A 15042-nucleotide genomic window follows, 5' to 3' on the forward strand; every position below is an offset into this window, starting at 1 on the left:
TGGTATTGATTAGCGCCACGCTTCCGGCTGTAACATACCGGTCATTTTCTTTGCATCTTCCAGCGGAATCGGCATCACCAGGTATTTATCGGTATATGATTGGTAGTCACGAATTTTCTTGCGTTCGTAGTGAAATTTACCCTCCCCGTCCTTTGTAATGCGCATGCCAGTGACGAAACGGTTTGTTTCATTAAGGATTTTCCAGCGCCGTTGATCAACAAAGCGATACTGTCCTTCCAGGCAATACTCTACACGGCGTTCGTTGCGGATACGCTCGCGGATAAACTCCTGTGAGCTGACGAAACCGGGTACATCCTGGATCCTTGGCTGTAATGCCCGTTCCCTGATGACATTTAACGCAGCCATGGCGCCGTCCAGGTTGCCAAGCTCACATAAGGCCTCTGCTTTTTGCAGGTAAAATTCGGCCAGGCGGAAAAATACCCAGTGGGTAGGTTCATGACCCTGGCTGCCGCCAGGGCCCCAATATTTCACCTGTTTATCTTTACGGCTATAATACCCGGTGCAGGAGCGTTGTGTTTCCTGTGATATTATGTCATTGAAACCGTTCCGCCCGCCCACGAATGTTTCTATGATATAGGGTTCCGTACAGTTATAGGGAACGCCGTAATTTGTCAGATTATGGACGATATTTATGTAGAAGCGCGCATCGCGGTTAGCATAGGGATCTCCTCCCGGTGCCTCGCTATACCCCATTTCCGCCGCCCCCGGGGTAACGGTTACGCTGGTATGGGTATCATCGTCGTAGGTCACCGGTAAGGCACCGTTGCTCATCTCGAAGGCATCTACCAGTTCCTGTGTAGGTGATTCGCCGCAATTCCATATGTTGTTAATACTGGCATGCGGATAACTTCCCACGTTAACGCCGTTCGAATTGTTAATATGTGAGTTATCAGCCCAAGCCCGCCAGATGATTTCCGTCACCGGTGTGGCAAACGCGCCGATGAACAGCCGCTTGTACTCAGACATCGGCACCAGGCTGTAACTGGGTAAATCGATGACGTCCTGTGCCGCATCGGCGGCGCGCTGCCATTTTTCCCGGTCATTTCCGGGATTGTTGAGCGGACTGGCATTATACAGCAGTATCCTGGCCCGGATGGCGTAAGCGATGCCGTTATCAACCCGGCGTGCCTCCTGTGATGGCTGCCTGTCCGGCAAAATCCCTGAATTGATCACATCAAGCAGCTCCTGTTCAATTTTGGACGCAATTTCATCGTAGGTGGGCCGCGTTAATTCGTTCCAGCCCATGAATGTCGGTTCGAATGGTTCTTCTATCCAGGGCACCGGGCCATAGAACTCCAGGAGATTCATATAGTACCAGCAGCGCAGCACCCTGGCTTCGGCTATCCATGTCGTCCTTTCCTGCTCCGTAATAACCGTTGACTGCGGAAGATATTTAATTGCGTTATTGGCCAGGCGGATACCACGCCAGAAATCCGGCCACAGCTGTTCACTCGGCGAGTTCCAGGGCCAGTTTACAACGGGATTGGAAAGGGACAAGGTGCCATTGTGCCACTCATACGCATTATAAGTAGCTGCCCAAAACGCATTATCCGTTAATGTTTCGATTGGATTAAATACAAAGGCGATCTGGTCACGCCCCTGGTAAACTTCTCCATAAGCCGCGTCAATAAGCCCCTTGCTGCGGCCGTAGTTATTCAAGACCTTGTCGATGGTTGTTTGACCATCGGGGGTTTTCTCCAGCGCTTCCTCGCAGCCATACTGAAATACACCCGCTAATCCTATGATAAAAATGTAAATTATCTGCCTCATGATTTTTGCTTTTTAGAAAGTCACGTTCAGCCCAATATTATATGCCTTGAAAACCGGGTATAAAAGCTCATTATTCTGTTCGGGATCCTGGTATTTCACCGGGTACCTGTCAAAGGTCAGCAGGTTCAGGCCATTGGTATAAATTCGTATTGATGCGGCTCCTATTTTGTCTGACACCTGTTCGGGAAGCGTATAGCCCACTTCCGCGTTTTTCAGGCGGATATAGGTTCCGTCCCTGTACCAGAAATCAGAAGGGAGCTTGCTGGCGTTGCTTCCGGGAGCCAAACGCGGATACGTAATCGGTAATCCGGCGTCATAGCGTTCCTGGCTCCATGCTTCCTTATGCCATTCATTGAAATTGTATGTTTCCCAAATCGCTTGCCCTGCTAAGAAATAGCTTCTATTGGCTACCCCCTGCCACATCATGCTGAAATCGAAACCTTTAAACTGAAAGCTTACCGCGGCGCCAAAGGTCCATTCCGGCATTTCCGGGTCTCCGATCGGCGCCTGATCCTGTTCAGTAATTACACCGTCGCCGTTCATATCTACATATTTCAGATCGCCTGCCTTTGGAACGGCGCCGACACCAGACTGGTCATACCAGTTGAAAATGTCTTCTTCGGAATTAAAAAATCCGGCTGTTCTATATCCCCACTGCTGCCCCAAACGGTAGCCGGTGTTTCGCAAGCGGTAGGCATATTCTTCAGGGAGCAATACCTCGCTGAGGAAAAGCACCTTATTACGATTGAATGCCCCATTGACCCTGATGTCAAGCCGGGTATCGGCGTTGAAGCTTTTTTGATAGCCGCCAACAAGTTCAAAGCCCTTGTTCTCAATTTCACCGGCATTGATCCGGGGTATAATGCCAGAGTTAAATACACCGCCGGTACCAAACATTCCCGTGGGGACAAGCCCCGTGGCGGAAATCAGGATATTGTCCCGCTTTTCGTAGAAGACGTCTGCCTCGAAAGTGAAATTTTCAAAAAGGCGCAACTCCAACCCGATATTAGACTTATTTGCTTTCTCCCACGCTAACTCCGAATTGCCGATCTGCGATTCGTAACTGCCATTCCAGAGCGTCAGGAAGGCAAAACGGGCGCCGTTCATATTATCATTGCCCACCTGGCCGTAGGAAGCGCGAAGCTTCGCATAGGAAAGCCAGGGGAGCGCGTCTCTCACGAAATCTTCCTCTGAAGCGAGCCATCCGGCCGAAAACGAGGGGAAGAAGCCCATCTTATTCCCGGGAGCAAACTGTTCGGAGCCGTTATATCCAAAATTGAGTTCAGCGAAGTATTTGTGTTTGTACCCGTAGGTGGCCCGGCCCACGAAACCCACATAATTATAAGGAAGCTGGATGTTAACCACACGCTGATACCGGTTGAACAGCAGCAAGCCCGTTACATCATGTACCCCAAAAGTACGGGCATAGTTGAGCGACGCATCAATGTTCATCAGGTTCCATTGCGACTGGATTTGCATATCGGCCAGGCTGCTGTTTGTATTGGTCCCTGTAGGCTCATATACAACCGCATCGGGGTTTTCGGGATCTTGCTTGGCTTCGTACAACTGGAATGTACGTTGCCGGACTTGCTGGTTGATCGAAGTGGCGTCATAGGAAACCAATGCCTTTGCAGATAACCCCGGAGTGATAAATTCAAGCTGCTGTTCCGCTCCCAGTGTCGCTGTTACCTGGTTCGTCATGGTATTACGGAACCCCGAACGGTTAAGCATCCCGTAAGGCACATTGTTGATGTTTCCGCCTTTCAGGGCAGTAGACAGCACTTCACCTTCAGGGGACAGGTCGTTGTGGTAATTACTGGGTGTCTGAAGCAATGAACCCATTACAACGGAATAGGCCGCCACATCATTTAAATAGCCGCTGTTATTTGGCACCACGACAGGATCATTCTTCTTTTGCATATAACCGCTCACATTGAGCAGCATGCTTAATGAAGGATTGATCTCAATGTCAAAATTAGATCGGAAGTTGACACGGTTCGCCTTGGACGTGGGATCGTAATCGTACTCGTCAAATTTTTCCGTTTCGAAGATACCTTGCTGAAGGAGGTATCCAACAGTGGTAAAGTATTTCATCCGGTCGTTACCACCGCTAACGTTCACATTCATCCGGTTCATGGGGAACGCGTCTTTCATGAATTCGTTCATGTAATCACGCGTCGGATATAATTCCTGGAAGTCGCCCAGCCGATAGTGTTCCAGGGCCGCATCATCATAAACTGCGTTTCGCCCGTTTTGAATTTCCACCTGGTTATACAAGCGGGCGTAGTCGTAGGCGTTCACCATTTCAGGCAAACGTGTTGGCGCCTGCCAGGACTGTTCAGCCGTCACATCAATAACCGGTTTTCCCGAATGCCCTCTCCGGGTAGTGATGAGGATCACGCCGTTCGCTCCTCTTACCCCATAAACCGCGGTGGCTGAAGCGTCTTTCAGGACGGAAATGGTGGCGACCTCCCTCGGGTCAAGCGCCGTGAAATCACGTGGAACGCCGTCCACAAGTATCAGCGGCTGCTGCCCGTTGATGGTGCTGCGTCCGCGTATATAAAATTCCATCATCTCGCCTCCGGGAACCCCCGAACGCTGAAGCACGGTTAGTCCGGGCAAACGTCCGGCAAGCGCGATACCGATGTTGGAGGCCGGAGTCTGCCGCAAACCGGTTGCGTCCATGGTAGCAATTGCCGCCACCACGCTTTCCTTCTTTTGAGTACCATAAGCTACTACAACCGCCTCCTCCAGTTCGGTCGCCTCGGCAATCATCATAACATCAATCTGGCGTTCGGCGCCAACAGTAGCTTCATACGGCACATACCCTAAAAGGGAAAATACGATCACTGCGCCTTCATCCACGCCGGCAATTGAATACCTTCCGCTTTCGTCAGTTTTTGTGCCCTCAATTGTTCCCCTGATCTGAACGGATACACCCGCCAGCGCCGCGCCTGCATCATCAGTTACTACGCCGCTTACAACAGATTGTGCGAAAAGCGAGTTACTGAATACCATGGTGCAAAACACGGTCATGAGTAAAAACTTGTACATGTTTGTCTCCATAAAGGTCTTATTCATTGTTTAGGTCATCACATCACCGACATTCCAAACATGGACGGGATCGGGATTATAATTCATACAAAGGAAACTGTCGCCGCACAGTCAAACCAGTACCGGTTTGGCCATAATCGATACGCATTTGATCTGCATTACGATTGACTATGCTCTCCGGCCGTTCGCTTTATATTATTGTGGTGAATACCCAGGATGTTGGTTCGGTACTGCTGCGGCGTGATTCCCTTGATCTCCTTGAACCGGCGGTTAAAATTGGATATATTGTTGAAACCCGCCTCAAAACATATTTGGGTGATGCTGTGCTGATTTTCTTCCAGCAACTGGCAGGCATAGTTGATGCGTAAGTCGTTGACAAATTCCTTAAGTGTCCGTTTCGTTCTTGCCTTGAAATAACGGCAGAAGGCCGAAGGAGAAATATGCGCCTGTGTGGCAATTTCGTCCAATACAATCTCCCTGGTGAAATTCTGAATAATGTATTCGTATATACCGCTCATCCGTACGGCGTCATGATCATTAAGATTATCCCAATACCCGGCGGACGAAAGCAAGGCATACTCTTCGGTGACGGACAGTTCCTCTAATATTTGCAGCAAAAGAATAACACGTCTTGAGCCGGTATGATCAACCAGCTGGCTCATCAGCTGCACAATCCGCTTCCGTGCCTCTCCATATATCACCAGCCCGTGGGTACTCCTCCGGAGAATCGCCTGGATGGCGCCCATTTCGGGAATAGCAAAAAAAGAATCCCCAAAACAAGACTTACTGAAATGCACTACGATCGCATAATAAGAGAGCCCGCTGTTGTAAGATGTAGCCGGAACTTCACCGGCGGCAGGCTCGTGTGACCATGCATGCGGAAGATTAGGCCCATAGAAAACCAAATCGTCCTCTTCGAAGGCGGTGATGCTGTTACCCGCAATGCGTTTTCCATGCGGATATTTAATAAAGGCCAATTCATATTCCGAATGATAGTGCCATTTAGTATCCAGCAAATCGAAATAGTCTTTCCTAACCTGGAAAGCAGCGCGGCTGCCCAGCGGCGGTTTGGCATAAATCGGCTTCATGTAGTTTTGGTTTAGGAAGCAGGCGTAAAAGGTATTTTTTTAACAATAATCTTCGGAATTTATGGATATTTCGTCAATCAGGTATCGTAATTTAAGAAAAAACAACCAAATATAAATGAATAAATCAAATTCGTACAGATACTGGCTAATCCAATATCATTGCAAACCTGCTATTCACCATACCTTTAAAAAAATTTGCAATACCCCTGTATACATGCTCATTTTTGGGATTTGGATAAAATGCAGTACTACTCATGAGCAGTTATCTCCTGTCGGCGGCGTTTAATCTGCCGGAATCGCCCCGCCCGATTGTCGTGATCGGAGCGGGCGGAATCATGGAAGAAGCCCATTTGCCGGCTTACCTCAAAGCCGGCTGGCCGGTTCAGAGCATTTATGATATTCAACCGGAAAAGGCCGAAAGGCTTGCAGGCATATTCGGTATCCCGAAGGTACATTCGTCCATCGAAGCGCTGATTCGCCATGCACCGCCGGACGCTGTCTTTGATATTGCCGTGCCGGCTTCAAAGTTAACCGGTATCCTCGAACTTTTGCCCGCAGGCGCCGGCGTGATGATGCAGAAACCCATGGGCGAAACCCTGCAGGCAGCTGCCGCTATTTTACGCATTTGCGAGTCAAAAGGCTTCACTGCAAGTGTTAACTTCCAAATGAAGCTGATCCCGTCGATCATTGCTGCAAAAAATCTTATCGACCAAGGCGCGATCGGCGAATTGCATGACATGGAAATTCGGATGAACATCCACCACCCCTGGGAACTCTGGGATTTTCTTTTCGGTTTGCCACGCATGGAAATGCTTTACCACAGCATCCATTACATGGATATGATCCGGTATTTCCTGGGCATGCCGAACGGCATATATGCCAAAACTTTCCAGCATCCGAAACAAATGCAATTAGCCTCTACGCGTTCGGTCATCATTTTTGACTACGACCGCCCCGTACGCGCTTTTATCAACACCAATCACGGGCACGACTTCGGCATTAAACACCAGGACTCCTTTGTCAAATGGGAAGGCAGCAAAGGCGCCATTAAAGCAACTCTGGGTAAGAACATTAACTTCCCAAAAGGTGAAGCCGACCATTTTGAATACTTCCTGTCCGGACAGGCACAGCAGGGTTGGACTTCGGCGGATATCCCGGGGGCCTGGTATCCCGATGCGTTCATTGCCACCATGGCTGACCTGCAATGTGCCATTGAAAACCCTGCATCGCCGCATGTCACCTCGGTAAAGCACGCCTACGACACCATGCGCCTGGTAGAAGCCGCTTACCTGTCAAGCGATTCCGGCGGCACGGACATCCCTGATTAACATTAGCTATAACAACACAAAAAAGCGATTAACATCCATGAACCCTATATTGAATAAATTTAGCCGTAAGCTTACTGAAAACGAAGGCCAGCCCGGCTCCAGGGCGATGCTCTACGCTACGGGACTGGACGAGCGGACCATCCGCTTCCCCCAGATTGGCGTCGCCAGCGCCGGCTTTTCGGGCAATCCCTGCAACATGCACCTCAATGACCTGGCCGCCATTGTCGCAAGGGAACTGACGGCCCTTGACGTAAATGGGATGACCTTTAACACCATCGGCGTAAGTGATGCCATCAGCATGGGTACTTTTGGGATGAACTTTTCGCTCCCTTCCCGGGATCTCATTGCCGACTGCATTGAGACGGTCATGAGCGGCCAATGGTATGACGGGCTGGTAGCGATCATGGGATGCGATAAGAATTTGCCGGGCGCGGCGATTGCGATGGGCCGCCTTAACCGGCCTGCGCTGATGATCTACGGAGGAAGCATCCATTCCGGCAGGCACAAAGGCAATAAAATCAATGTACTCTCCACGTTTGAAGCTTATGGCGCCAAAACGGTCGGTCTTATCGATGACGAGGAACTGGGTCAGATTATCCGCAACGCTTGCCCGGGCGCCGGCGCTTGCGGCGGCATGTACACGGCCAACACCATGTCTTCTTCCATTGAAGCGCTGGGGCTATCGCTTCCTTACAGCTCCTCGAACCCGGCGGTAAGTGATGAGAAGAAACAGGAATGTACCGCTGCAGCAGCGGCCATCAAAAACTTACTCCAACTGGACCTGAAGCCCCGTGATATTGTCACCCGCAGGTCGCTGGAGAACGCGTTGGTTGTCGTCATGGCCCTGGGAGGCTCCACAAACGCCGTTTTACATTACCTGGCGATCGCCCGGGCTTTTGATCTTCCTTTGTCATTGGACGACTTCCAGCACATCAGCAATCACACGCCCCTCATCGCTGATTTGAAGCCTAGTGGCAAATACATGATGGAAGATGTACACGATAGCGGCGGTACGCCAGCCATTTTGAAAATCCTGCTGGATGAGGGATTGCTGGATGGCGACTGCCTGACAGTTACCGGTAAAACACTTCGCGAAAATCTCGAAGGAATCCCGCCCTGGAACAATGAAATGAACATCCTGGTTCCGGTGAACAAACCGCTTAAGCCCACAGCCCACCTGCAAATACTTTATGGGAATATCGCCCCTGCAGGATCTGTCGCCAAGATTACCGGGAAAGAAGGCGACTTTTTTAAAGGCCGCGCCAGGGTATTCGATAGTGAAGACGAAGCCGTAGAGACGATAAAAAAGGGCCTTATTCATAAAGGAGACATTGTAGTCATCCGCTATGTAGGCCCCAAAGGCGGACCTGGCATGCCCGAGATGCTCAAGGCCACGGCCGCTATTATGGGCGCCGGCCTTGGAAGGGATGTGGCCCTGATTACCGACGGGCGTTTCTCCGGAGGCACCCACGGTTTTGTCGTCGGGCACATTGCGCCGGAGGCGATTGACGGCGGGCCTATTGCGCTGCTGGAAGAAGGCGACATGGTCACCATTGACGTACGGAATAACCGGATAGACGCTAATTTAAATGATGAAGTTTGGCATCAGCGGCGCACGGATTGGGCGGAACCGGCTCCCCGGAATACGCCGGGAGTACTCTATAAATACGCCCAACTGGTCTCGTCCGCTTCCGCCGGCTGTATAACGGACCGGCCATTAATCTAAGCAAACAGGATCACGGTTTTTCAGTTCATTTTGCAGAAAAGCCTTTTATCTTCGCTAAGATTGCCGGGCCTGCGCCTTTCCCATCCAAATGGGCATATTTGCGGGGAGCAATCGCACGAGTCAATATCGGGAGGTCATAATATAAAAGTACGTTTGGCACAAGACTGAATGCATGGCGGGAGTCGTAATATTCGGTATTTACCAACGTGGAGTAGGTTGCGAAATCGCCAATGGTCAGTACACCTTTTATGGCTTCATCAAATAGCGCTGCGTGCAGTAATGGAGAGGCCAGCTCATCAACCGATATCGCATAGATATCATCAAATAAAAAGGCCCGGGTAATTACCTGCCGTAATGCAACAATATCGCTTGATCGCAAGCCCACCACCGTCTTATTGATCTGCAACCCCATGAAACACATATTGTAAGAAACGCCGTCGATATAGGCATCGCCTTTATAACTTCCGGGGCCCATTTCGCCTATTCCGATCAGGTCCGGACAAAAAACGGCATATCCGGACTGAACCATCCGCTCAAGTTCGCTGCCAGGCAGTGCCATGCTTTCCTTCCCTTCCGGGTGTACGTAGATCAGGGCTTTGCCATTTGGTAGCTCCGGCTTGAAATAGAGGTACGGAATAAGGTATCCCCCGCTACTATAGGTAAAGTACTTTTCAATGACGTACCCCTTTCGGGCTACGCGTCCGGTAAAAACATTATTTACCGTGTCTAACGGTTGATTAAATCCAACTAACTCCTTGATGAATGAAACATCCGGAAGGCTTAGCGGGTGTTTCGGGAATGTGGGCTGTATGGTGGAAGCGTGCTTCTTGTTCAAACTAAACAGGTTTTCCGATGGCGTGGAGGTGGAGACCTGACCGGAGGCACATACGCGCAATTCTGCCGCTGCAGGCACGGTTATTTCCAAGTCGGTGACTGGGCCGGGAAGCTCAAGTTGCGACTGGAAAAACGCATACAAGGCTTCCCTGTTCTTCCTGGTTGAGGCATGACCGGCGTCATCTTCCACCATAAAAAGCTTATCCTGGGCAAAAGGATATAGCTTAGCTAATGTGCTGACCTGCTCAAACGTTTCCCTGGCGCCCTGGATGCTGAAAAAATCATTTGTTGTTGCGATCAATAAACTGGCTTTGGGCAGCCTGGCGATCAGTAAATCCGCGTGGTCTATTCCTTTTAAAATACCGTGGGTTAGATTTTGCTCCGCATCCTGTGGCCCTTTACTTTCATACAAGCGCGCAAAGCTGGTTAAATAATTCTCTATGGCTGCGGCTTTCACCCGGTCATCTACCGCACCCAGATAGGCGGCTTGGGTGCCTCCGCCGGACCGGCCCGTAACACCGATTCGATTTATATCCACCTCGGGCCTTGTAGCTAAATAATCCAATGCGCGGATTCCATCCCAAACCATATAATTCACCAGATTTGTTCCGGCGAGCAACAACTGGACGGAGGGATATGAATGTTCTCTTGTTGGGCCTCCCATTCGGGACTGGCCGGTATTGGGATCATAATATTGTATGCGTTCTCCCTGACCAACAGGATCGAAAGCAAAAACGATAAATCCTTTTTTGACTAAATTGATGATCACATGCTGATAGACCGGGGAACGGTACCCCAACGCGCTATGGCCGCTACAATACAAAATAGCCGGCGCAGGCTTATCAATTCCCTTGGGTATATAAAGGGATGAAGTAACATAAAAATCAGGCCGGGACTCAAACAGGATATGTTCAATGCGGTAGTCTTCCTTGAAAATGACATTTTGTACTTCAGCATTCAGAGCGCTTTTGGCCGGAAACGGCCCTATAGCCGCTTTTAAATCGTCAAGAATCCCGGCTTGCCTCTCCTTTAACAGATGAATGTCCCGAATCTTAGCGACTCAACCAGCTTTATCCAGCTTTTATAGCTAAAAGCAATGTGCATATATTTTATTACCAGCCATAAGTGGGTTTCCACATAGACATATGGCTGATAATACTGAGATATCACTAGCCATAAGTGATAGTTTTTACCTACTTTTGGCTGGTAATAATAGCTGGTACGATGAAAAATTAATTGGAAGATCCTCCGAAATCGCACAGTTAAAGGAAGCTTTAGCGTCTAATGAAGCTGAATTAATAGCCATTTACGGAAGACGGAGGGTAGGTAAGACCTTCTTGGTTCGCAATGTGTACAAAAGCGAATTGATTTTTGAAATGACTGGGCTTCAGTATGCCAGCATTCGCGATCAGTTGCGTATTTTCAGCCGCGACCTAGGTTGATTTATGGGATCTGCTGTACCACTATCCGTACCCTCCGATTGGATCGAAGGTTTTGATCTACTCAAGCACTATGTTGGTCTTCAACTCAAAGACCGCAAAAAGAAAAAAGTACTTTTCTTTGACGAATTTCCCTGGATCCATACGCACCGTTCCGGCTTTTTGCAAGCCTTTGATCACTTTTGGAATTCCTGGGCTACTAAACAAGACAACTTGATCATCGTCATCTGTGGATCGGCAGCTTCCTGGATGATCAGGAATATCATCAAAAACAAAGGAGGACTGCACAATCGGATCACTCACCGTATCGCCCTCATGCCTTTCACCTTGCATGAAACCGAAGCATATTTAAAAAGTCGTAAAATAACACTCAATCGCTACCATATCTTACAGCTTTACATGGCCCTCGGAGGCGTACCTCATTACCTCAAGGCAGTAAAAACTGGCGAGACGTCAACTCAAGTCATTGACAGACTGTGTTTCAAACAAAACGGGCTGCTGCGCGACGAATTCGAAAACCTCTATAGTGCATTATTTGACCAGGCCGATAAACACTTGGCTGTAGTAAGAGCATTGGCCAGCAAACCATCAGGGCTAACCCGTGGCGAAATTATTGAAATATGCCAGTTAAGCAGCGGGGGCACTACCACTAAGCTACTGGACGAACTTGCTGAATCGGGATTCATTCGCAGTTACATTCCTTTTCAAAAAAAACAACGTGATGCACTATACAAACTTTCAGACGAATACTCCTGCTTTTACCTCAAATTCATTGAGAACAGTAAAGCGGGGTTTCACGATGCTTGGACCAAACAAACTGCAAGCCCAACATGGAGAAGTTGGAGCGGCTTAGCTTTCGAGAATGTATGCCTTAAACATACTCATGAAATCAAACGGGCCCTGGGGATATCAGGCGTACACACCGAAGAATCATCCTGGCGCTACGTCCCCGGAAAAGGGGAACAAGGCGCACAGATAGACTTGCTTATAGACCGGCAAGATTTCTGTATCAGCATTTGCGAAATCAAATTCTCAACAGATGTTTTCACTATTGACAAGCGCTATGCAAAAGAGTTGCAATATAAATTAAGCACATTCAGACAGGCGGCAAAGACCAGAAAAAACCTGTTTCTCACGCTCATTACTACATTTGGTGTCAAAAATAACGAACATAAGCTCAATCTGGTTCAGCAAGAAGTGACTATGGATGCCTTATTCAGAACCTTCTAGCCAAATACATGGCATTGATCGCGGAGCGGTGGCCGGCCGGCTCTGCAACCAGTGATCTTATAAGGTCATCCAATAGCGATAAACAAAGTTATTCATTAGTATTGAATGACTTTGTTTGATAGAAATTATTATAAAAATGCCTTGTATTTCAATTTCGAAGATATTCGATTAGTGGGCTTCGATACTTCCGATTTCGTTCGTTTACAACAGGAAACAGACAAGCGGAACCGGCCTGATTTCAGCGGTATCTACCTCTTTTACTCCCGATACAGGTCGCAAACTGGAAAATCTGATATATCTGCATCTGCGTCGTCATTTTAGGGAACTATATTATTTTAAAGATAAAGGGGAGTGTGATTTCGTCGCATTTAATAAAAAAAAAGCCGAACATGCGGTTCAGGTATGCCATGAAGTTGGAGACTTCAATTTCGAACGGGAGTACAATAGCCTCCGGGACGCTATGAAGTTCTTCAACCTAAACAAGGGAGTTATAGTCACTTCGGACCAGCAAGACCGCTTTGATAAAGAAGGATATACGATCGAATTGGTTCCTGCTTATGAATATTTGACAGAAATCATCCCCGGAAGTTAATTCTTAACAAACTGATGCCATAAGATATGCAGTCCCAGCAAGTGGTTCATCAGGGCGTCTTTGCGGGTAAGCGAAACCGGATCGGTATCCTGCCGGTACTTTTCCAGGAAATCCTGCAGCCGGTCCGGGTCAAACAAGCCCACGTCGCGGATGGCCTGTGGGTTCATATATTCTTCCAGCAAATTCCGCAGACCTTCTTGTTTTTTCTTGTCGGTATGACTCGGAGGGGCCATAAAGGCAAATTTTTCCCGCTCGTATAATACCTGCGGCAGGATCTTTTGCATCGCTTCGCGCAGCACCCATTTTTCGGTATTGCCGTGAATGCGGTAATGCGGCGGAATTTGTACCGCCATCTCCGCGACGTGATGGTCCAGGAAAGCAGGGCGCGATTCCATGGAATGGGCCATATCTACCCGGTCTCCGCCCCAGTTAAGGATCTGGCATTCCAGCATGGTCTTGCTCCAGGTGTACTGCGCCTTGTCCAGGGCATGGCGCCTGTCCAGCTGACTTTTATCGATGGAGCCAGCGATTGCGTCCAGGGGGTCGTAGTCTTTTAGCCCGGCCAGCAAATCTCCGTGCAGCAGGGGCCTTGCTATTTCCAGGGTCTGAATCCAGGGCTGGATCCATGACGGGGTAAAACCTACCAAACTTTCCATAGCGGGATGGCTCACCGGGTCTTCCGAAAGAATAGCTCCTTTGAACAGCTTATTGGTTTCATCCATCAATTTTTGGTAAGAAGCCACCTCTTCCGGGTCGTGTCCTTCGTTCAGCCCGTGCCGAAGCATATCCCGCTTAAAGGCCGGGTAGCCGCCGAATAATTCGTCGGAACCTTCACCGGTCACCACCACCCGGTAGCCGCATTCATTAACTCTCCTGCTCATGCAGAACTTGGCCACCCCAAGTGTATTGTAAAAGGTACGCTCGGAATGCCATAATGTCTGCACGTAATTATCCCCGTACAGTTCCGTTGCGGACAGGCTGATCTGCTCCTGATCGGCGCGAACCTTCTCCGCCATTTCCCGGGCAATATGGGCTTCATCATAATCTTTATTGTCAAAGCTGATCGTGAAGGCCTTCACCGGCGACTGCTGCATAGCGGCGGACATTCCCAGCATGGAACAGCTGTCAATCCCTCCCGAAAGATAACAACCAACCGGCACGTCCGCTTCCAGGCGCTGCTGTACGGCATCGGTAAGTGTTTCCTGCGTGCGTTCGATATGATGTTCCGGCGAAAGGCTGCTGTTACGCGCATCTTCTTCCGGGAAATCCATGTCCCAATATTTATGTTCCCGGATATCAAATTGTTTCCCCCGGCGGCTGATCAGCAGCATATGCCCGGGTTTCAGGGAATAGATATCTTTGAATGCGCTGGTTCCCGGAACCATGGTGTGCATCAGCTGGTGCAGCACTCCTTCGGAAGAAAACGCGCGCGGCACCCTCGGATGGGCGAACAGGGATTTGATCTCCGATCCCCAGTACACGGCGTCTGCGCCTATATGATAGAACAAGGGCTTTACGCCAAAACGGTCGCGCACCAGGACCAGGCGGTCCTTATCCTGGTCATAGAGCGAAAAAGCAAATTCTCCGCGGAGATGTGATACAAAATCCAGTCCGTACCGTTCGTATAACGGCAAGGCAATTTCGCTGTCCGACTTCGTTCCGAAAGACGCTCCTTCCTGAAGCCGCAGCCGGGTCCTGATCCGCTTATAATCATAAAACTCCCCGTTAACCGTAAGCACCCGGGTTTTATCTTCGTTATAAAGCGGCTGATCGCCGGTGTTCAGGTCAATAATGGAAAGCCGTGCATGCCCCATGGCCAGCCCTTTTTCCTTATCCACATGATACCTGAAACCATCGGGCCCGCGATGCCGCAATGTTTTTGTCATTCTTTCCAACACGGCTGCCGCCCCGTCTTCCAATCCTTCTGCCTGCCAATAGCCTGTTATTCCGCACATATTAT

Annotated in this window: 9 protein-coding genes; 4 read left to right on the forward strand and 5 right to left on the reverse strand. The window is 49.4% G+C overall.

Annotation, left to right across the window (positions count from 1 at the left end; translation table 11 throughout):
- Positions 1 to 9: 9 nt before the first annotated feature.
- The 3 genes from FRZ59_RS01275 to FRZ59_RS01285 all read right to left on the reverse strand — a co-directional run bounded on the left by FRZ59_RS01275 (position 10) and on the right by FRZ59_RS01285 (position 5933).
- Entirely contained in the window at positions 10 to 1791 is a 1782-nt protein-coding gene (locus FRZ59_RS01275) for a RagB/SusD family nutrient uptake outer membrane protein (RefSeq protein ID WP_132127668.1), read from the reverse strand.
- Between the two features lie 12 nt (positions 1792 to 1803).
- Positions 1804 to 4872, reverse strand: coding sequence for a SusC/RagA family TonB-linked outer membrane protein (locus FRZ59_RS01280; RefSeq protein ID WP_207910193.1), 3069 nt, complete (start codon positions 4870 to 4872; stop codon positions 1804 to 1806).
- Between the two features lie 131 nt (positions 4873 to 5003).
- Positions 5004 to 5933 carry an AraC family transcriptional regulator gene (locus tag FRZ59_RS01285; RefSeq protein WP_132127667.1) on the reverse strand — a complete coding sequence of 310 codons (930 nt, stop codon included), beginning with the start codon at positions 5931 to 5933 and terminating at the stop codon, positions 5004 to 5006.
- A 254-nt stretch (positions 5934 to 6187) separates the two neighbouring features.
- On the opposite strand from FRZ59_RS01285, the gene FRZ59_RS01290 reads away from it, so the two are divergent.
- Positions 6188 to 7261 (forward strand): Gfo/Idh/MocA family protein, encoded by a 1074-nt coding sequence (locus tag FRZ59_RS01290; RefSeq protein ID WP_132127666.1) that lies wholly within the window; start codon positions 6188 to 6190, stop codon positions 7259 to 7261.
- Between the two features lie 37 nt (positions 7262 to 7298).
- The gene (ilvD, locus tag FRZ59_RS01295; RefSeq protein WP_132127665.1) at positions 7299 to 8987 is read left to right on the forward strand and encodes a dihydroxy-acid dehydratase; all 1689 of its coding nucleotides are present in this window, start codon (positions 7299 to 7301) and stop codon (positions 8985 to 8987) included.
- 25 nt (positions 8988 to 9012) lie between these two features.
- On the opposite strand, the gene FRZ59_RS01300 is transcribed toward ilvD, so the two are convergent.
- Positions 9013 to 10872: an alpha/beta hydrolase family protein gene (locus FRZ59_RS01300; protein WP_132127664.1), complete on the reverse strand. Its 1860-nt coding sequence runs from the start codon at positions 10870 to 10872 to the stop codon at positions 9013 to 9015.
- 94 nt (positions 10873 to 10966) lie between these two features.
- Between FRZ59_RS01300 and FRZ59_RS18680 the strand changes: the two genes are divergently transcribed.
- Positions 10967 to 11263, forward strand: coding sequence for an ATP-binding protein (locus tag FRZ59_RS18680; RefSeq protein WP_207910192.1), 297 nt, complete (start codon positions 10967 to 10969; stop codon positions 11261 to 11263).
- 3 nt (positions 11264 to 11266) lie between these two features.
- Entirely contained in the window at positions 11267 to 12490 is a 1224-nt protein-coding gene (locus FRZ59_RS01305; protein ID WP_225975128.1) for an AAA family ATPase, read from the forward strand.
- A gap of 588 nt (positions 12491 to 13078) precedes the next feature.
- On the opposite strand, the gene asnB is transcribed toward FRZ59_RS01305, so the two are convergent.
- Positions 13079 to 15037: an asparagine synthase (glutamine-hydrolyzing) gene (asnB, locus tag FRZ59_RS01310; RefSeq protein ID WP_132127663.1), complete on the reverse strand. Its 1959-nt coding sequence runs from the start codon at positions 15035 to 15037 to the stop codon at positions 13079 to 13081.
- Positions 15038 to 15042: the final 5 nt, after the last annotated feature.

This window comes from Anseongella ginsenosidimutans, from assembly GCF_008033235.1.
Lineage (GTDB): Bacteria > Bacteroidota > Bacteroidia > Sphingobacteriales > Sphingobacteriaceae > Anseongella > Anseongella ginsenosidimutans.